14 protein-coding genes are annotated in these 18,858 nt (G+C 65.9%); 8 read left to right on the forward strand and 6 right to left on the reverse strand.

Annotation, left to right across the window (positions count from 1 at the left end; genetic code table 11):
* The first annotated feature begins 67 nt into the window (after positions 1 to 67).
* The 5 genes from A9D14_RS16905 to A9D14_RS16920 are packed head-to-tail and all read left to right on the forward strand — an operon-like array spanning position 68 to position 8,383.
* Complete coding sequence (locus A9D14_RS16905) at positions 68 to 1,696, forward strand: DUF5597 domain-containing protein (protein ID WP_066850502.1); 1,629 nt, start codon at positions 68 to 70, stop codon at positions 1,694 to 1,696.
* 13 nt (positions 1,697 to 1,709) lie between these two features.
* Positions 1,710 to 4,586: a glycoside hydrolase family 31 protein gene (locus A9D14_RS16910; protein ID WP_066850506.1), complete on the forward strand. Its 2,877-nt coding sequence runs from the start codon at positions 1,710 to 1,712 to the stop codon at positions 4,584 to 4,586.
* Between the two features lie 26 nt (positions 4,587 to 4,612).
* Complete coding sequence (locus tag A9D14_RS16915) at positions 4,613 to 7,060, forward strand: glycoside hydrolase family 3 protein (RefSeq protein ID WP_066850508.1); 2,448 nt, start codon at positions 4,613 to 4,615, stop codon at positions 7,058 to 7,060.
* 2 nt (positions 7,061 to 7,062) lie between these two features.
* The gene (locus tag A9D14_RS20210) at positions 7,063 to 7,341 is read left to right on the forward strand and encodes a hypothetical protein (protein WP_232469017.1); all 279 of its coding nucleotides are present in this window, start codon (positions 7,063 to 7,065) and stop codon (positions 7,339 to 7,341) included.
* Positions 7,253 to 8,383: a serine hydrolase domain-containing protein gene (locus tag A9D14_RS16920; protein ID WP_066850510.1), complete on the forward strand. Its 1,131-nt coding sequence runs from the start codon at positions 7,253 to 7,255 to the stop codon at positions 8,381 to 8,383. The genes A9D14_RS20210 and A9D14_RS16920 overlap by 89 nt, the downstream gene beginning before the upstream one ends.
* A 20-nt stretch (positions 8,384 to 8,403) precedes the next feature.
* Here the strand turns inward: A9D14_RS16920 and A9D14_RS16925 are convergent, their stop codons facing one another.
* From A9D14_RS16925 to A9D14_RS16950, 6 genes are all read right to left on the reverse strand, one after another.
* Complete coding sequence (locus A9D14_RS16925) at positions 8,404 to 9,195, reverse strand: SDR family NAD(P)-dependent oxidoreductase (protein ID WP_066850512.1); 792 nt, start codon at positions 9,193 to 9,195, stop codon at positions 8,404 to 8,406.
* Positions 9,192 to 10,379 carry a zinc-dependent alcohol dehydrogenase gene (locus A9D14_RS16930; RefSeq protein WP_066850720.1) on the reverse strand — a complete coding sequence of 396 codons (1,188 nt, stop codon included), beginning with the start codon at positions 10,377 to 10,379 and terminating at the stop codon, positions 9,192 to 9,194. Before A9D14_RS16930 ends, A9D14_RS16925 begins: the two co-directional genes overlap by 4 nt.
* Complete coding sequence (locus A9D14_RS16935) at positions 10,379 to 11,023, reverse strand: SRPBCC family protein (RefSeq protein ID WP_066850514.1); 645 nt, start codon at positions 11,021 to 11,023, stop codon at positions 10,379 to 10,381. Before A9D14_RS16935 ends, A9D14_RS16930 begins: the two co-directional genes overlap by 1 nt.
* A gap of 96 nt (positions 11,024 to 11,119) precedes the next feature.
* A complete protein-coding gene (locus A9D14_RS16940) occupies positions 11,120 to 13,423 on the reverse strand; it encodes an FdhF/YdeP family oxidoreductase (protein WP_066850516.1) in 2,304 nt (767 codons plus the stop codon).
* Positions 13,424 to 13,458: 35 nt separating this feature from the next.
* A complete protein-coding gene (fdhD, locus tag A9D14_RS16945; RefSeq protein ID WP_087910608.1) occupies positions 13,459 to 14,301 on the reverse strand; it encodes a formate dehydrogenase accessory sulfurtransferase FdhD in 843 nt (280 codons plus the stop codon).
* 34 nt (positions 14,302 to 14,335) lie between these two features.
* The gene (locus A9D14_RS16950) at positions 14,336 to 14,944 is read right to left on the reverse strand and encodes an HdeD family acid-resistance protein (RefSeq protein ID WP_066850520.1); all 609 of its coding nucleotides are present in this window, start codon (positions 14,942 to 14,944) and stop codon (positions 14,336 to 14,338) included.
* Positions 14,945 to 15,170: 226 nt separating this feature from the next.
* Here A9D14_RS16950 and A9D14_RS16955 point away from each other — a divergent pair, with 226 nt between their 5' ends.
* The 3 genes from A9D14_RS16955 to A9D14_RS16965 all read left to right on the forward strand — a co-directional run bounded on the left by A9D14_RS16955 (position 15,171) and on the right by A9D14_RS16965 (position 18,823).
* The gene (locus tag A9D14_RS16955; protein ID WP_066850522.1) at positions 15,171 to 16,787 is read left to right on the forward strand and encodes a hypothetical protein; all 1,617 of its coding nucleotides are present in this window, start codon (positions 15,171 to 15,173) and stop codon (positions 16,785 to 16,787) included.
* A gap of 669 nt (positions 16,788 to 17,456) precedes the next feature.
* Positions 17,457 to 18,392 carry a family 43 glycosylhydrolase gene (locus A9D14_RS16960; RefSeq protein ID WP_066850525.1) on the forward strand — a complete coding sequence of 312 codons (936 nt, stop codon included), beginning with the start codon at positions 17,457 to 17,459 and terminating at the stop codon, positions 18,390 to 18,392.
* A gap of 104 nt (positions 18,393 to 18,496) precedes the next feature.
* Positions 18,497 to 18,823, forward strand: coding sequence for a DUF2934 domain-containing protein (locus A9D14_RS16965; RefSeq protein WP_066850527.1), 327 nt, complete (start codon positions 18,497 to 18,499; stop codon positions 18,821 to 18,823).
* Positions 18,824 to 18,858: the final 35 nt, after the last annotated feature.

Raw genomic sequence — 18,858 nt, forward strand, 5'->3', positions numbered from 1 at the left:
CTTGCGCAATGCCCTTGTTGGCGGCACTGTTCGGCCAGAGCCGGAAACGGTCAACGAAGAGGGGACGATGAAGGCGATTTTCTTGTGTGGCGCGCTGGCCGGATCCATTGCCCTGACGCCGCTGGCGGCCTTCGCGCAGCAACCTCTTCCCCGGATCGAGAGTGCGAATGGCAAGCACCTGCTGATGGTGGATGGCGAGCCGTTCCTGATGCTGGGCGCGCAGGCCAATAATTCCAGCAACTACCCCGCCGTGCTGCCGCAGGTGTGGCCGATGATGGAACGGCTGCACGCCAATACGCTGGAAATCCCCATCGCCTGGGAACAGTTCGAGCCCGAGGAAGGGCGTTTCGACTATAGCTATCTCGAGGCGCTGGTCGAAGGCGCGCGCGAACGGAACAAGCGGCTGGTGCTGCTGTGGTTCGCGACGTGGAAGAACACCGGGCCGTCCTATGCGCCCCTGTGGGTGAAGACCGATATCGAACGCTTCCCGCGCATGCGCACGGCAGAAGGCAACGCGCATTATGCCCTGTCGCCGCACGCGCGCTCCACGCTTGAGGCGGACAAGCGCGCCTTTGTCGAATTGATGCGCTGGCTGCGCGACAATGACCCCCAGCGCACCGTCATCATGGTGCAGCCAGAGAACGAAGTCGGCGTCTATGGCCAGAAACGCGATCATTCGGCCGAAGCGGAAAAGCTGTTCGCAGGCCCGATTCCCGCCGGACTGGCGCGCCATACCGGCAAGTCGGGAAGCTGGCGCGAGGCGTTCGGACCGCTGGCCGACAGCGCGTTCAATTCCTGGTACACCGCGCGCTATATCGACGAGATTGCCGCCGCGGGGCAGGAGGTGCTTGACCTGCCGATGTATGCCAATGCGGCTTTGAGCGATCCGTTTTCGCCACCGGGCGAGGGCGGGGGCGCAAGCGGCGGGCCGGACATGCCGGTCATCGACATCTGGAAGGCGGCGGCCCCCCATATCGATTTCGTCGCTCCCGACATCTACATGCGCGACCAGCAGCAGGTGGCGGAGGTCATGCGCCTCTATGCCCGGCCCGACAATGCGCTGATGATTCCGGAAATCGGCAATGCTGCGGATTATGCGCGCTTCTGGTGGACCGCGCTGGGGCATGGCGCGATCGGCTTTGCGCCCTTCGGCATGGACGATACCGGCTATTCCAACTATCCGCTGGGCGCCAAGGAACTGGACGAGGACACGGTGGAGGCTTTCGCCGCCAAATATCGCCTGTTCGCGCCGATGGCGGGGGCCTGGGCGCGCGTTGCCGCGCGCAGCCCGACATGGGGCGCGGCCAAGCCATCCGACGGTTCCAGCCAGAGCCAGCGGATGGGCCGCTGGACCGCGCATGTCGAATATGGCGAATGGCAGTTCGGCGACCGCGATTCCCCGTGGCTCAAATCCGATCCGCACCCGACCGAGGGGCAGCCAGTGGGCGGCGCCGTGTTTGTCCAGACAGGGCCGGACGAATTTCTTGTCGCCGGTTCGAATGCCCGCGTCCATCTGGGCCTTGCCGAAGCCGCACCTGGCCAGAGCAGCGCGATGCTGCGGGTCGAGGAAGGCACACTCGCCGAGGACGGCAGCTTTGTCATGCGCCGCGTTTGGAACGGCGACCAGACCGATCACGGATTAAATTTCACCAGCCAGCCGGTGCTCCTGAAGGTCACCATGGGCAGCTATCAGTAAAAAGGCACGGCCAATGAAGACCCGTATTTCCGCGCTTGCCGCGCTTGCATTGTCGGCCAGCGCCCTTCCCGCCATCGCCGCGGAGGTGGAGCGGCTGGACCATGGCGTGATCGTCACGCCCGACAGCGGCCCTGCCGAGCAGCTGCGCGTGCTGGTCTATGGCGATGGCCGCTTCCGCGTCAGCGCGGTGCCGGACGAGGGCTTCGACCTGCCCGAGAGCCTGATGGTGACCGAACAGCCAGACGGCGATTTCACCCTGACCGAAAGCGGCGGGATGGTCACCATCGCGACCCCCACCGCCACCGCCGAAGTGCGGCTGGCCGATGGGCATGTGCGGTTCCTTGACTCTGCCGGCACGGTGCTGCTGGACGAGGCGGGGCGCGGCGCGTTCCGGCCCGTCACCATCGAGGGCGAGGATTTCGTCGCCATCAGCCAGCAGTTCAACCGCGGCACGGACGAGGGCATCTATGGCCTTGGCCAGCACCAGAACGGGCAGATGAACTATAATGGCGAGGACGTCGAACTCGCCCAGCACAACATGGACATCGCGGTGCCCTTCCTCGTCTCGACGCGGGGATACGGGCTGCTGTGGGACAACGAATCCATTACCCGCTTCGGCGATCCGCGTGCGCCGCAGCTTGTCGGCGCCGGATCGAAGGACGCAGGCCTGACCGTCACCACCGATGGCAAGCCCGGCTGGCAGGCGGAATATTACCTCGGCGACGATCTGGCGGTGCGGCAGGTCGAGCCCGCGATCAACTACCAGTTCATTCGCGACCAGGCGAAATGGCCCGAGGCGGCGAAGGCGGGTACCATCGCCACGCCCGAAAGCGGGCAGAATACCGCAGGTATCTCGGCGCAGAAGCAGAAGGTGGTCTGGACTGGCACCGTCCGGCCCGACGTGACCGGCACGCACAAGTTCCGGCTCTATTCGTCGAGCTATGTCAAGGTCTTCGCCAATGGCGAGGAGGTGCTGGATCGCTGGCGGCAGAACTGGAACCCCTGGTTCCACAATTTCGAACTGCCGATGACGGCGGGCCAGCCGGTCGAGCTGAAGATCGAGTGGGAACCGAACCAGGGCTATATCGCGCTATACGGCAGTGATCCCTTGCCCGAGGCGGATCGCCATTCGGTCTGGCTCTCGTCCGAAGTGGGCAAGGGCATCGATTATTACTTCGTCGCGGGCGTTGGCAGCATCGATGGGGCCATCGCGGGCTATCGCGCGCTGACCGGCAAGGCGGTCATGCTGCCCAAATGGGCCTATGGCTTCTGGCAGAGCCGCCAGCGCTACGACACGCAGGACCAGCTGCTGGACGTGCTGCGCACCTATCGCGAGCGGCGGATCCCGATCGACAATATCGTGCTCGACTGGCGTTACTGGGAAGATCCCAAGTGGGGCAGCCACGAATTCGACGCCTCGCGCTTTGCCGACCCCGACCGCATGGTGGACGAGGTGCACGCGCTGGACGGCAACATCATGATCTCGGTCTGGCCCAAGTTCTATCCCGACACGGAATACGGGAAGCAGCTGGACGAGCAGGGCTTCCTCTATCGCCGGCCGCTTGAGGCTGGGCAGAAGGACTGGGTCGGGCCGGGCTATGCCAACACGTTCTACAACCCCTATACCAAGGACGCGCGCGACCTGTATTTCAAGCAGATCGACGAGTCCCTGGTGTCGAAGGGTTTCGACGCATGGTGGCTGGATGCGGTGGAGCCGGACTGGCATTCCAACCTTTCGATCGAGGAGCGCAAGTACCAGATGGGCCCGACCGCGCGCGGCCCGGGCGCGGCAGTGTTCAATTCCTATCCGCTGATCCACGCGCTGGGCTTTGCCGAGAACCTGCGCGAGGCGCAGCCGGACAAGCGGCCTTTCATCCTCACCCGATCCGGCTTCGGCGGAATCCAGCGGGCGAGTTCGGCATTGTGGTCGGGCGATGTCGCGGCGCGCTGGGACGATCTGCGCGACCAGATCTCGGCGGGCGTGAACCTGTCGATGTCGGGCATTCCCAACTGGACGCATGACATCGGCGGCTTCTCGGTCGAGGATCGCTATACGCAGCAGGACCCGGCGCACCAGGACGAATGGCGCGAGCTGAACCTGCGCTGGTTCCAGTTCGGCCAGTGGACGCCGCTGTTCCGCAGCCACGGCGAATTCCCGTTCCGCGAGGTCTATGAACTCGCGCAGGACGACCGGCCGATGTACGACGCGATGATCGGCGCGCTCGAGGAGCGTTACCGGCTGATGCCCTACATCTACTCGGTCGCGGCGGACACATATTGGCGCGACGGGTCGATCATGCGCGGGCTGGCGATGGATTTTGCCGGTGACCGCCGCGTTTGGGACATCGACGACCAGTATCTGTTCGGCAAGGCGTTCCTGGTCGCTCCTGTCACCGAGTTCGAGGCGCGCGAGCGCGAGGTCTATCTGCCTGCGGGCGCCGACTGGTACGACTGGCGCAGCGGCGCATTTCATCGCGGCGGGCAGGCGATCACCGCCGCCGCCGCGCGGGAGAGCATACCGGTATTCGTGCGCGCAGGCTCCATCGTGCCGACCGGCCCTGCGATCCAGCACACCGGCGAACAGCCCGGCGGTCCCGTCGTCCTGCATGTCTTCACCGGCGCCGACGGCGCATTCAACTGGCACGAGGACGAGGGCACGACCCGCAGTTACGAGCAGGGCAAGCGGTCGGAAATCCCGCTGCAATGGGACGAGGCGAGCGGCACGCTGACCATCGGCGCGCGGCAGGGCGAATTCGATGGCATGGCCGCGAAACGCGCGGTATCGGTCCGCTTCCATGGACCGGGCCGGGCTGTCACGCCCGATTTCGGCGAGAACGACGAATACAGCCTTGTCTATGACGGATCGCCGCTGACAGTGCGGCGCAAGTGACGGCTGCGAAAAGGGATGCGGGGGTAATGGCACGACGGAAATTGACGGGCGCACGCAAGTTCGCGTTGCTGGCGGCGGCGATGACGCTGGCCGCGTGGCAGCCCGCGCAGGCGCAGGAAGCCGAACCGGCGAACTGGCCGCAGATCGCCAGCCCGGACGCGCTGACCGATGCCGAGACCGAGGCGATGATTACCCGCCTGATCGCGCGCATGAGCCTTGAAGAAAAGATCGGACAGATGATCCAGGCCGACATCGCCTCGATCGTGCCCGAGGATCTGCGCCGCTATCCGCTGGGTTCGGTGCTGGCTGGCGGCAGTTCGGCGCCGCTGGGCAAGCCCGACCGTTCGCCCGGCAGGGACTGGGCCGACACCGCGATGGCGTTCGAGCGGGTGGCGATGGAGCAGCGGCAAGGCCATGTCGCGATCCCGCTGCTGTTCGGCGTGGACGCGGTGCACGGCAACAACAATATCGTGGGCGCGACGCTGTTTCCGCATAACATCGGGCTGGGCGCGGCGCGCGACCCGGACCTGATCCGCCGCATCGGCCTTGCCACCGCGCGCGAGGCGGCGGCCGCGGGCGTCAACTGGACCTTCGCGCCCACCGTCGCGGTACCGCAGGACGACCGCTGGGGCCGCACCTATGAAGGCTATTCCGAGGATCCGGCCATCGTGCGCGCCTATGCGGGCGAGATGACGCGCGGCCTTCAGGGCGAGCCCGGCGAGGGCACGATCCAGGACGGCTATATCGCGGGCAGCGCCAAGCATTTCCTGGGCGACGGCGGAACCACCGGCGGCATCGACCAAGGCGACAATGCCGCGACCGAGCAGGAGCTGGTCGACATTCACGCCGCGGGCTATCCCCCCGCGATCGAGGCGGGGATCATGTCGATCATGGCCTCGTTCAATTCGTGGCGTGGCCGCAAGATGCACGGTAATGAATCGCTGCTGACCGATGTGCTGAAGGAGCGGATGGGCTTCGACGGTTTCGTCGTCGGCGACTGGAACGGCCATGCGCAGATCGAAGGCTGCACCGCCACCGATTGCCCCCAGACCTTTATCGCCGGGCTGGATATGGCGATGGCGCCGGACAGCTGGAAGGGGCTTTTCGACACCAACCTGGCCCATGCGCGCGCAGGCACGATCCCGATGGAGCGGGTGGACGACGCGGTCCGCCGCATCCTGCGCGTCAAGGCCGGGCTGGGCCTGTTCGACGCGGCCCGCCCGTGGACCAATCGCGATGGGGTAATCGGTTCGGCCGAGCACCGCGCGATTGCCCGCGAGGCGGTGCGCAAGTCGCTGGTGCTGCTGAAGAACGATGGCGTGCTGCCGCTGAAAGCCGATGCGAACCTGCTGGTCGCAGGGCCTGCGGCGGACGATATCGGTCTGCAATCGGGCGGCTGGACGCTGAGCTGGCAGGGCGATGGCAACACCAATGCCGATTTCCCCAATGGACAGTCGATCTTCTCGGGCATCCAGGAAGCTGTCAGCGCCGCGGGCGGCAGCGCCACGCTGAGCACCGACGGCAGCTTCACCCGGCGCCCCGACGCGGCCATCGTGGTATTCGGCGAGGAACCCTATGCCGAGATGCGCGGCGACGTTCGCACGCTGGAATTCCAGGCGGGCGACAAGCAGGCGCTGGCACTGCTGCAGACGCTGAAGGCGCAGGGAATTCCCACCGTCTCGGTCTTCCTGTCGGGCCGCCCGCTGTGGGTGAACCCCGAGCTTAACCGGTCCGACGCGTTTGTCGCGGCCTGGCTGCCGGGATCGGAAGGCGGCGGCATCGCCGATGTGCTGATCGCCGATGCGGAGGGCGCGCCGCGCCATGATTTCACCGGCCGCCTGTCGTTCAGCTGGCCGAAAACCGCGGGCCAGTTCACGCTGAACGCCGGGGACGCGGATTACGACCCGCTGTTCCCGCTGGGCTACGGCCTGTCCTATGCCAGCCCCGGCAGCGTGCCGCAGCTCGCCGAGGTTGCAGGCGTGGATGCCAGCCTTGCCAATACCAGCCTGTTCTTCGCGCGGGGCCGCGTGCCCGCGCCCTTCGCATGGGAGGAAGGCAGCGCCGCCGCGCGCAGCCCGGTTGACGGGCCGCAGACCCAGGAAGGCGCGGTGCGGCTGAGCTGGCCCGCAGGAACCGAAGCGACCGCGCGGATCGCCGGGCCGGACCTCGACCTGACGCGCGAGACCAATGCCAAGGTGCTGCTGCAGATCGAATATCGCGTCGCGCAGCCCGCCAGCGGTCCGGTCACCATGTCGCTGGGATCGGGTACCATCGATGCGAGCGCCCTGTTCGGTGCCGCCGGCGAATGGCGCACCGTGCGGGTGCCGCTGGAATGCTTCGCCGCCGCCGGGACCGATGTCGCCAGTGTCTCCAGCCCCTTTGCGCTGACCGCCAGCGGTCCGCTGATTGTCGACATTGCCGATTTGCGGCTCGCCACCGACCCTGAGGGCGCGTTCTGCCCGTTGGAGCCGTGATCATGACCCGTTCGATCATTCTTTCGCTGCTGGCCGCCACCACGCTTGCCGGTCCCGCTATTGCCCAGCCGGCCCCCGCCCAGCCAGTCATCGCCCAGCCAACCATCGCCCAATCCGGCGCCGCCGTGCAGGAAGCGCCGCACCAGCTCTCGCCGGAGAAGCTGGAGCGGATAACCGCTCTGCTGCAGGATTATGCGCGGCAGGGCCGCATCGCCGGGGCCGTGGGTCAAGATCCGGCAGGACGGGCGCGACGTCTATTCGCAGGCCGTCGGCTGGCGTGACCGCGAAGCGCGCGCCCCCATGCGCGAGGACACGATCTTCCGCATCGCATCGCAGAGCAAGGCGCTGACCAGCGTCGCTGTGATGATGCTGATGGAAGAGGGCAGGCTGCTGCTGAACGATCCGGTCGGCAAGTTCCTGCCCGAATGGCAGCAGACCAGTGTCGCGGTCCCCCGCGATGGCGGCGGCTATGACATCGTACCCGCCGACCGGGCGATCACGATCCGCGACCTGCTGACGCATACGGCGGGCATATCCTATGGCTATGGCCCGGCCGCCGATGCCTGGCGCGAGGCGGGGATCACCGACTGGTATTTCGCCGACCGTGACGAGCCGGTGTCCGCCGTGGTCGCCCGCATGGCGGCGCTGCCGATGGACCGCCAGCCGGGCGAGGCCTTCGTCTATGGCTATAACACCGACATCCTTGGCGTGGTGGTCGAAAAGATCAGCGGGCAGACGCTGGACGCGTTCCTGCGCGAACGGCTGATCGATCCGCTGGGGATGACCGACACCTCGTTCTATCTGCCGGACGACAAGGCGGACCGGCTGGCGGTTGTCTATGCGGATGAGGACGAGGGCATCAGCCGCGCTCCCGATGCGGGCGATGCGAGTGGGCGGCCCTATGGACAGGGGCACTATCTGAACGGCCCGCGCGCGGCCTTTTCGGGCGGGGCGGGGCTGCTGTCCACGGCGGCCGATTACAGCCGTTTCCTGGAAATGATGCGCCGCGGGGGCGAGCTTGACGGAAAGCGCTATCTAGGCCCCAAGACGGTGGAGCTGATGACGGTCAACCATCTTGCCGATGCGGTCGACTATACGCCGGGCATGGGCTTTGGCCTGGGCTTCGCGATCCGCGAGGACCTGGGCCTGGCTGGCGAGCCGGGATCGGAAGGCGAATTTGCCTGGGGCGGCGCCTACCACAGCACCTATTGGGTCGACCCGAAGGAGCGGATGACCGTGTCATACATGGTCCAGCTGATCCCCTCGGGCGACAATGACCTGCAGGGCAAGCTGCGCACACTGATCTATCAGGCGATGGAATAGGCGCGCAGCCTGCGGACCCTTCAGGCGTCGTGGGGCTCGGCCATGCGGCGATGCATCTGGGCCAGCACGGTATCGGGGATGATCCCCGCGAACGTGTCCTGCACCTTGTTCATGAAGCCGGCGACCGTGTGGTCGTCACCGGTCAGGATCGCCTTGTATCCTGCGCGCGCGACCATCGCCGGATCGTCCTTGTCGCTTTCGCCGACATTGGTGTTCTCCATGCCGGCGCGCTCGAAGAAATCGGTGTCGGTCGGGCCGGGCATCAGGCAGCTGATTACCACATCGGTCTCCTTCAGCTCGTTACGCAGGCCGAAGCAGAAATAGTCGATGTAGCTCTTGGTGCTGTTGTAGACGAGCTGGAACGCCCCCGGGATATGCCCCGCGACCGATCCGGTGACCAGGATGCGCCCCTTGTTCGCGGCACGCATCTTGCGCCCCACGTTATGCAGCAGCCATGTGGTGCCCGTCACATTGGTGTGGATGACATGCGCGATGTCGCTCCATTCCTGGTCCAGAAACGCGTCGCCAAGACCGTGGCCGGCATTGGCCATCAGCACGTCGGGCGTGCGGTCGCCGATGGCGGCGACCAGCGCCTGCAGTCCCTCGCGCCCCGCAAGGTCGGCCTCGACCGTCTTGACCGACGATGCGCCGCCTTCCCTGGCCGCCGCTTCGGCCGCCGCAAGATCGCGGTCGGCCGCCAGGATCAGTTCGCAGCCGTCGCGTGCCGCAAGCTTGACCAGTTCCAGGCCGATGCCTGCGGACGCTCCGGTGATGACGCACAAGCCCGATAGTTTGTCGATATGCTTGCTCATGTTCCGCTCTCCATTCCGGGCTTGAGGACGACTTTCGTCCACTCGTTCTGCTGTTCCTTGAAGTTCTTGTAGCCTTCCGACGCTTGTTCCAGCGGCAGGCGGTGACTGATCAGGAAGGTGGTATCGAGCGTCCCGTCCTCAATCTTGGCCAGCAGGTCCTTGGTGTATTTCTGGACGTGGGTCTGGCCGCCGCGCAGCTGCAGACCCTTTTCCATCATCGCGCCCAGCGGCCATTTGTCGGTCATCCCGCCATAGACGCCGGGGATAGACACCTTGCCGCCGAAGCGCACCGCCATGATCGCCTGCTTCAGCGCGCTGGCGCGGTCGGCGCCGATGCCGACTTTCTGCTTCACGATGTCGATCATGTTGTCGACCGCGAAGCCGTGCGATTCCATGCCGACCGCGTCGATCACGGCGTCGACCCCGATGCCGCCCGACATTTCCATCAACGCCTCGCGCACGTCGGTTTCGCGGAAGTCGATGATCTCGGCCCCCAGCTTCTTGGCCAGGGCAAGGCGGTTGGGATAATGATCGATGGCGATCACCTTCGATGCGCCCATCACGATGGCCGACTGGATCGCGAACAGGCCCACCGGACCGCAACCCCAGACCGCGACCGTGTCGTCGGGCTGGATGTCGGCGTTTTCCGCGCCCATCCAGCCGGTCGGCAGGATGTCGGACAGGAACAATACCTTGTCGTCGTCAAGATGGTCCGGCACCACGATCGGGCCGAAATCGGAATAGGGCACGCGGACATATTCCGCCTGCCCGCCCGAATAGCCGCCGGTCAGGTGGGAATAGCCGAACAGGCCCGCCATCGGCTGGCCATAGAGCGTGGCCGACATGTCCTGCTTTTCGGCGGGGTTGGAATTGTCGCAGGCGGAATATTGCTGTTGCTTGCAGTGAAAGCAGCCGCCGCAGCTGATGGTGAAGGGCACCACAACCCGCTGGCCTTTCTTCAGCGTGCTCTTGGCGCCGGTCTCGACCACTTCGCCCATGAATTCATGGCCGAGCACGTCGCCCGGCTTCACCGCTGGGATCACGCCGTCGTACAAATGCAGGTCCGACCCACAGATCGCGGTGCTGGTGACCTTGATGATCGCGTCGCGCGGATTGACGATCTCGGGATCGCTGACCGTGTCGACGCGGACGTCTTTCGCTCCATGCCAGGTAAGGGCGCGCATCATTCGTTCTCCTGCTTGGCGCGGCGGGTTTCCGCGCGCGTGCGGGCCGATGTCGAGATCTCGCCGGTCTCCATCAGCATCTTCAATCGCTTGAGGTCATGGCGGGCCTGGATATTGGGCTCGCGCAGGTACAGCTTGGCGATGGCCTGACCTACCGCGCCTGCGGGCGGGCTATAGGCCATCGTCAGGCTGACCCGCGTGCCGCGGTCGCCCGGCGCATCGGTGAAGCGCACTTCGCCATGCGTCTCGATGTCCGAACCGTCGACCGATCGCCAGGCGATATGCTCGTCCTGCTTCTCGCTGGCGATCTCGGTCTTGACGTCGACCGTGCGGCCGGCGGGGGCCCTGATGGTCCACACCAAAGTGCCGTCACCGGCCTTCGTCACCGAATCCAGGTTTTCCATGAAAGCGGAAAGGTTCGAAAAGTCGCGCCAATAGGCGAACAGCTCTGATCGCGGTTTGCGGATCGTGACCGTCCGGCCCACCTGGGCGAGATCGCCCTTGGGCTTCCTGCGGGCATAATCGGGCGCGTCGTCGTCGCCCCTGCGCTTGTGACGGTGCGAAAGATAGCTGCCGAACGCGATCGCGCCCACTGTTACAGCCAGTCCGGCTACGCCGCCGGCTAGTTCGTTTCTCCGATTCACTGGGTTTCTCCGTTGCCTCGACTATCGAAGCGAACGGAGCACCATAGTGTTCCGATTTAATCCGCTAATCCCCGCCCCAATGCGATAAACTGCATGTTAGCTCCGTTCGATCCGCACGGGGATGCCCTTGCTGGCGGGGGTGTGCGACAATTTGTCGTGATACCACAGCGGGACCAGCGGATTCAGTTCGGGGAAATAGCCCGCCACCGTGCCGGTAGGCAGGTCATAGGGCACCACTTTAAGCCCGGCCACGCGGCGCTGCGCCTCGGCCCGGCCGTCGGGCGCATCGCCCGCGTCGGTGACCAGCGCCACGAGGTCGCCTTCGGCCAAGGCTTGGGCGCGCATGTCCTCGGGCTTCATCAGCACGATCATCCGGCTGCCCGACAGGCCGCGCAGGCGGTCGTCATGGCCATAGATGGTGGTGTTGAACTGGTCGTTCGATCGCAGCGTGACAAGGTGGAAGCGCCCTTCGGCATCGCCGATGCCGCAGGCGTTCAGCGTGGTGGGGTCGGTGAACTCGGCCTTGCCGCTGTCGGTTTTCCACTGGCGTTCGCGCGCCGCATTGCCGCGATAGAAGCCGCCCGGCTTGTTCATGCGGGCGTTCATGTCGTGGAACTCGTCCGGATAGGTCGCGGCGATGCAGTCGCGGATGCGGGAATAATCGTCCTGCCAGTCGTCCCATGTCAGCTTCGGGTGATTGTCCTGCAGCGTTGCCCTCGCAAGGCCGCATACGATGGCGGTCTCGCTCTTCAGATGGGGGCTGGCGGGGGTGCGCGACGATCGGCTGCCATAGATGTGGCTGAAGCTGTCCTCCATGCTTACCCACTGGCTGCCGCCGGCCTGGATGTCCTCCTCCGCGCGGACCAGGCAGGGCAGGATCCAGCTGGACTTGCCCGGCATGCAGTGCGTGGTGTTGAGCTTGGTCGCGACATGCACGGTCAGCTCCATCTCGCGCCATGCCTCATGCACCCGCTCGTGATCGGGCACCGCCTTCGCCAGATTGCCGCCCAGCCCGATATAGCCCTTGTTCGATCCGTCCAGCAGCGCTTCCAGGAAGGTAACGGTGGTGTGTCCGTCTTCCTCCGGCGTTTCCAGGTCGAACAATTCGCGATATTTGTCGACCGGTGCCAGCTTGGTCTTTTCGGTGATGCCCACGGTGCGCTGGCCCTGCACGTTGGAATGGCCGCGAATGGGCGAGCAGCCCGCGCCCTTGCGACCGATATTGCCGCGCAGCAGCAGCAGATTGACCAGCATGCCGATCGATTGCGATCCGTGGACATGCTGGGTCAGTCCCATGCCATAGATGCCCATCACATTACCCGCATTGGCATACAGGTCGCCCGCCGCTTCCATCTCGGCGCGGGTCAGGCCGCTGGCGCGTTCGATCTCGTCCCAATCGGTGGCGTGGACCTTGGCGATGAAGGCGTCGAAGCCGGCGGTGTGCTCGGCGATGAAGTCGCGGTCCAGCACGCCGGGGCCGCCATGCTCGCGCGCCTCGCCGTCCAGGTCGATGATGCGCTTGCACACGCCCATCAGCGCGGCAATGTCGCCGCCGGGGCGGACCTGGCAATACATGTGGTCGATCTTGGTCGGCTTGCCGATGGTCATCTGCACCGGGTTCTGCGGATTTACGAATTCGCGCAGGCCCTTTTCCTTCAGCGGGTTGAAAACGATGATCTTGCAGCCCCGCTGAACCGCCTTTTGCAAGGTGTGCAGGATGCGCGGGGAATTGGTCCCGGGGTTCTGGCCCATGTAGAAGATGACGTCGACATGGTCGAAATCGTCCATCTGGCAGGTGCCGACCGGCGATCCGATGACCTTCTTCAGACCGACCGAGGTCGTTTCGTGGCACATGTTGGAACTGTCGGGCAGGTTGTTGTGCCCATAGGCGCGGGCGAAGATCGCATAGAGATAGGACGGCTCGAGAGCGGCCTTGCCGCTGGCATAGAAGGTGACTGCCTTGGGATCGAGCTCGCGAAGTTTCGCGCCGATCTCGTCGAAGGCGGTGCGCCATGCCACGCGTTCATAGCGGTCGGTCGCGGGGTTGTATCGCATCGGCTCGGTCAGCCGGCCCAGCTTCTCCAGCCGGTAGTCGCCCATTTCGCGCAGCTGGGTGACGGTATGGCGGCCGATCGTCTCGGGCGTGCAGCGATCGGTGGTCAGGTCCCACAAGGTCGCCTTGGCCCCGTTCTCGCAGAATTCGAAGGCGTGCGGATCTTCGGGCTTGGTCCATGCGCAGGACGAGCACATGTAGCCGCCGGGCTTATTCTGGTCCTTCAGCGTCAGCAGCGCGCCGGGCGCGGCCTTCGCGCTCAGCTCGATCTTGGACATGCCCCTGACGGAACCCCAGCCGCCGGTCGCATAATCGTACTGCTTCGGCTGCGGGAGATCATCGGCCATGGGGAGGTATCCTTTTTCGTGCATGTGCAATGGCCCTAACGCCGGTGCCCCGGCGCAGGTCCCGCAGGATCGCTGCCGTGCAGCACATCATGCGGATCGTTCATCACCAGCGCTCCGTCGCCGCGCGCCAGCGAGACGAGGGTCAGCCCCGCCTCGCCAGCGCGGCGGACGGCAAGGTCGCTGGCGGCGGATATGGTGACAAGCGCGGGAATACCGGCGCGCACGGTCTTCTCCACCAGCTCGTAGGAACAGCGCGCGGACAGCAGGACGAAACCGCCATCCGGCTGTGCCCCCTCGCGCATCATCCGGCCGACCAGCTTGTCGAGCGCATTGTGGCGGCCCACGTCCTCGCGCGCGAACAGGATGCGCCCCGCCGGATCGCAGAAGGCGGCGGCATGCATCGCGCCGGTCGCGCGGCCAATCGGCTGGTGGGTGCGAAATTCCGCCAGCGCGGCGGCGATGGCCCGAATGCCGAAGCGTGGCCGAGCAGTCAGCGGGGGGAGGGGGCGCAGCACCTCCTCTATGCTGTCCAGCCCGCACAAGCCGCAGCTACCCTCGACCAGTCGCAGCCGCAGACGTTCGCGCAGCGGATCGGCGCGCTCTTCGGGAAGGGTGATGCGGATGATCGTGCCCCTGTCGACCGGCGCGATCTGGATGGAGCCGATCTCGCCGGCGTTTTGCGCCAGCCCTTCGGACAGGGTGAAGCCGACCGCGAAATCCCCAAGGTCCGATGGCGTGCCCAGCATCACCGCATAGCCAAGACCGTTGTATTCGAAAGCGATCGGCTGCTCTTGCGCCAGTTCCGCCGGGGCCGCGCGCTGCGGCCCGCCGGTAAAGGCGATGCGGCGCACGGGCGTCTGGTCGGCGGTGCAAGTCATGCCCGCCATGCCTAGCAGCGCAGTGGGCAGCAGCCTAGCCTTCCGCGATCCGGCCGGACATTCCGCGGACCCGGAACGCGACGATGGCCAGCAGCACGCCGCGGAAGATGAAGGCCAGCCCGACGAACCATGCCAGCGCCAGGATCTGCGATCCGATCGGCATCAGGAACGCCAGATAGATGCCCAGCAGCAGGTCGATCGCGCCCAGTGCCAGCAGCATCGCGCGATGGTCGTGGGTCTTGAAACCGTGATAGAGTTCGAACAATCCGTTCACGATGAAGAAGATGCCCGCCGCCCATACCAGGCTTGTGGCGCTGAGCACCGGCATCGCGATGAACACGAACGCACCGATCAGCGCGAACAGGCCGAACAGGAAATCGACCAGCTTGCTCTGCCAGCCGAAATCGCGGAACCCCGCGACGAAGGACGCGATGCCGACGATCAGCAGCAGGATGCCGAACAGCACGCCGATGGCGAAATTGGTGGGTATGGGATTGAACATCGCGACCGCCCCGATGGCGATCAGAAGCAGCCCATGCGCCAGGATCCAGCCCCACGACCTTCGCATCACGCGCGGTGCGCCGCCCGGAAGGGCGCGGTCCATCAGCGTGTCGTCCGTGGACGCCTGGCGGGGTTCGTTCATGGCGCATGTCTCCGATCACTAGAGCGGGTCCCTGTACCCCAAGCGCCCGGCGGAGCGGTCGGTTCCGAATGGCTGCACCGGCGGCGCGTCGGTAGTGCCGCCTGGGGAGTTCTTGCTGGCGGCGATGCGGCCCACTAAGGGTCGGGGCAGCCATGACCATGTCCCCCCGCATCGCCCGATCCCGTCAAGCGCCTTGCGGCGGCGTTTGCAACGCGGGGATGCAGTGATGAGGGCGGCGGCGTCCTGGGTGCTGCGGCATTTCGCGCTGTTCCTGCTGCTCGCGGCGGCGATTGCGCTGTTCCAGTCGGGCATGCTGTCGGGTTCGTGCAGGGATTGCACGGTCGGCGACTGGGCCAGCGCGTCGGAAGTGCGCGAACAGATCGAGAGGGCGGCACGAGAGGGGCGCGCGGAACTGGACGCCAATCTGGCGGAGTTCGAGGACTGGGGCGAGGAAAGACGCCGCGAGGAGATCGCGCGGCGGCGCGAAAGGCTGGCCGAATTGCGCGCCGCGCTGGCCGATGGCGGCGGGCTGTTCGACCGCTATCGCCCCGGCAAGATCGTCGAGCGCTATCGCATGCGGCTGGAACAGGCGGTGCTGGAGCGCGAGATCGCGGTGCTGGAAGCGCGGATCGACCTGGGCACGCTGGAGCAGGCGGGTGCGATCATGGTGCCGACCCCGCAAGCCATCGCCGCCGCGCGGCGGCGATGCGCGCAGGCCAACCGTGCGGTGCGCGAATTCAACGCGCAGGCCCGGGCGGAAAAGTGGATCCGCAACCGCATCGCCGACGAGGCGGAGCGCCTGACCCAAAACGCCCGCACCCGCTGCGAAAGGGCCGGCGAACTGGCCCGGCAACGCGAAGCCGGCCGGCAGCAGGCCAGCGAACGCGCCGCCCGGCTGCGCGAGGCGCGCGAGCGGGTCGATGCGGAAGCCACCTCCGCGCGGCAGGCGCTGGCGCGGGTCGACACGCCCGAGGCGCGCAACATGCTGGCCGATATCGCCGTCAAGGCCGCGCTGGCGCTGCTGGCGATCATCGCGCTGCCCTATCTGATCCGGTGTTTCCTCTATTTCGTGCTGGCCCCGCTGGCGCAGAGGCGCGGCGCGATCCGCATCCCGCTGCTGGCAGGCACGGCCAGCCGCATCGCGCTGCCCGGCCCGTCCAGCGTTTCGCTGTCCGTCCGGCTGGAGGAAGGCGAGGAACTGCTGGTGCGGCAGGGCTATCTGCAGACATCCTCCGCCGGCGGCGACAAGGCGACGCGCTGGCTGCTGGACCCGCGGCATTTCCTATCCAGCATCGCCTCGGGCCTTGTATTCCTGACGCGCATGCGCGGGGCGGGGGAAGCGACCACGATCTCGGCCACGCGCGACGGGTTTGCCGAGCTGACCGAGATCGCGCTGCCCCCGGGCGGGGCCTGCATCCTGCATCCGCGCGCTCTGGTGGCGGTGGTGCAGCCGCAGGGCCGCCCGATCCCGATCCGCAGTCACTGGCGGCTGTTCTCGCTTAACGCGTGGCTGACGCTGCAATTGCGCTTCTTCTCGTTCCACGGGCCGGGGCGGCTGATCGTGAAGGGCGGGCGCGGCGTGCGGGTCGAGCGTGCCGAACAGGGCCGCATCTTCGCGCAGGACCAGCTGGTCGGCTTCAGCGCGGACCTTGCCTATTCGGTGACGCGGACCGAGACCTTCGCCCCCTATTTCTTCGGGCAAGAACCGCTGCTGAAGGACAAGGTCGAGGCGGGCCGCGGGATCCTGGTGATCGAGGAAGCGCCGCTGTCGATGCGGTCGGGAAAGGTGCGCGGCGGGCTGGAAGGGATGATCGACGCGGGGCTGAAGGCGTTCGGGCTATAGGCGCCCGGCGGTCATTCTGGCGATCGGTACGATGAACATTTCCGTTCCCGGCCAGCGGCCGGACCGGGTCGACGGCCGGGTTGCCGCGCGCGGTTATGGCAAATCAGCGAATATGTGCGCGAACTGATCCGCCAGAACCGCGAGCGGGAGCGTTGCGCGCGCTGCCGCTGGCTGGTCTTCTACATGACCCATGACGACCGCATCGACATGTGGTGCGCGCGTCATCGGTAGCGCAATGGAACCGCTGGGTCGCAAGGCGCTGTGAGACTGTGAATGGCGACCTATTGGCACCACCAGACCGTCATTTGTCCGACATGGTAGAGTGATGCACCGACCATCCGATAGAATGGATCAGTCTGCGCAAAAGGGGCTTGGCACGATTTCGTCCATGATATAGTCGGAGTAATGAAACCGGCACCAAGACGGGGGTGGGACAGGAACATGAGCCAGCAAGCATGCCAGGCGTGCGCCGCAAGCGATTTTGCCAGAAGCCCCGCCAATGCCGCCCCGCCTGCCAAGCGCTTCATGCCCGGCCCACGCTTCGATCGCTGATCGAGGCCCGGCGTGCCCCCTTAACGGAGAACAGACTTGCCCCATCATCCCTCCGCCCTTCTTCTTGCCGGTTGCGCGCTGGCGCTTGCCGGTTGCACGGGCCCGCAAGGCACGACCATGGCCGCGACTGCGCAGGCGGAGGCAGCAACCGGCTGCAACCCGTTGTTCCGCAACCGCTTTACTGCCGATCCGGCGCCGCTGGCGGTGGGCGACCGGCTGTATCTCTATGCCGGACATGACGAGGGCGACGAGGGGTTCCGCATCGACGAATGGGTCGCCTATTCCACCACCGACATGAAGGAATGGACCGACCACGGCGCCTTCATGAAGCCCACCGAATTCGCCTGGGCCGGGGGCGAGGCATGGGCCGCCGAAATGGTGGAGAAGGACGGCAAGTTCTATTTCTATGTCACCGTCGAACATGACGACACCCATCCCGGCAAGGCGATCGGCGTGGCGGTGGGGGACAGCCCGACCGGACCGTTCACCGATGCGCGCGGATCGGCGCTTGTGCTCGACAACAAGGATACTTGGCGCGCGTGGAGCGACATCGATCCCACCGTCATCGTCGACGACGAGGGCACGGCGTGGATGATGTGGGGGAATTCAAACCTTTACCTAGCCAGGCTCAAGCCGAACATGATCGAGCTAGACGGCGAGCCGCGCGAGTTGCAGCTGACGAATTACCTGGAAGGTCCGTGGCTGCACAAGCGCGGCGACCTCTATTACCTCACCTACGCCTCGATCAAGGAGCCCGAGCAGACGGCGGAGCGCATTTCCTATGCCACCGCTCCGTCGGTCGAGGGTCCGTGGACCTATCGCGGGGAGTTGACCGGCTCGGCGGAGAACAGCTTCACGATCCATGCGGGGATCGAGGAATTCAAGGGCAACTGGTACTTCTTCTATCACAACGGCGTGCAGGCTATCGGGGGACGGGAAGGTTCGGAATATCGCCGCTCGGTCGCGGTGGAGCCCCTGCATTACGACGCGGCCGGGCTGATCAAGCCGATCGTCCAGACCAGGCAGGGGGCCGGTAGCGCGCCCTGCCGATAAGGGACGTTCCGGCGCGACCGAATCCTCGATCCGCCTTTCGGGGAGCTTTGCGCGCATTGGCGCATTGGTTCCCGTGAATCCGTTCACAGCAACAGGAGCCATCCATGGATCAGAATATCGAGAACCGCATCCGCGAACGCGCATACGAGATCTGGGAGGAAGAAGGCCGCCCCGAAGGGCGCGAGGCGCAGCACTGGCAGCAGGCCGCCGGCGACATCGCCGATGCCCAGAGCGAAAACCGCGCCGCTTCGGCGAAGTCCGCTTCGAAGACTGGCGCCAAGGCAGACGGCACCGCCCGCAAGAAAGCCTCCGGCGACAAGCCCGCAACCGCCAAGGCCGCATCCACTAAGAACGCATCGGGCAGCGACAAGCCCGGGAAGACTGCGACCGGCATCCGCAAGCCGCGCGCGAAAAAGACGCCTTCGTCCTGACCGGGTAGGACAAATCGCCCCGGCCCGGCGCGTGA

The sequence above is a fragment of the Croceicoccus marinus genome (genome assembly GCF_001661675.2).
Lineage (GTDB): Bacteria > Pseudomonadota > Alphaproteobacteria > Sphingomonadales > Sphingomonadaceae > Croceicoccus > Croceicoccus marinus.

What these genes read in the sequence shown, in the direction of transcription:
- A9D14_RS16910 (WP_066850506.1), top strand. Translation starts at nt 1,710, where the DNA reads ATGAAGACCCGTATTTCCGCGCTTGCCGCGCTTGCATTGTCGGCCAGC.
- A9D14_RS16920 (WP_066850510.1), top strand. Translation starts at nt 7,253, where the DNA reads ATGCGCGGCAGGGCCGCATCGCCGGGGCCGTGGGTCAAGATCCGGCAG.
- A9D14_RS20210 (WP_232469017.1), top strand. Translation starts at nt 7,063, where the DNA reads ATGACCCGTTCGATCATTCTTTCGCTGCTGGCCGCCACCACGCTTGCC.
- A9D14_RS16965 (WP_066850527.1), top strand. Translation starts at nt 18,497, where the DNA reads ATGGATCAGAATATCGAGAACCGCATCCGCGAACGCGCATACGAGATC.
- A9D14_RS16915 (WP_066850508.1), top strand. Translation starts at nt 4,613, where the DNA reads ATGGCACGACGGAAATTGACGGGCGCACGCAAGTTCGCGTTGCTGGCG.
- A9D14_RS16925 (WP_066850512.1), bottom strand. Translation starts at nt 9,195, where the DNA reads ATGAGCAAGCATATCGACAAACTATCGGGCTTGTGCGTCATCACCGGA.
- A9D14_RS16940 (WP_066850516.1), bottom strand. Translation starts at nt 13,423, where the DNA reads ATGGCCGATGATCTCCCGCAGCCGAAGCAGTACGATTATGCGACCGGC.
- A9D14_RS16905 (WP_066850502.1), top strand. Translation starts at nt 68, where the DNA reads ATGAAGGCGATTTTCTTGTGTGGCGCGCTGGCCGGATCCATTGCCCTG.
- fdhD (WP_087910608.1), bottom strand. Translation starts at nt 14,301, where the DNA reads ATGACTTGCACCGCCGACCAGACGCCCGTGCGCCGCATCGCCTTTACC.
- A9D14_RS16950 (WP_066850520.1), bottom strand. Translation starts at nt 14,944, where the DNA reads ATGAACGAACCCCGCCAGGCGTCCACGGACGACACGCTGATGGACCGC.
- A9D14_RS16930 (WP_066850720.1), bottom strand. Translation starts at nt 10,379, where the DNA reads ATGCGCGCCCTTACCTGGCATGGAGCGAAAGACGTCCGCGTCGACACG.
- A9D14_RS16955 (WP_066850522.1), top strand. Translation starts at nt 15,171, where the DNA reads ATGAGGGCGGCGGCGTCCTGGGTGCTGCGGCATTTCGCGCTGTTCCTG.
- A9D14_RS16960 (WP_066850525.1), top strand. Translation starts at nt 17,457, where the DNA reads ATGGCCGCGACTGCGCAGGCGGAGGCAGCAACCGGCTGCAACCCGTTG.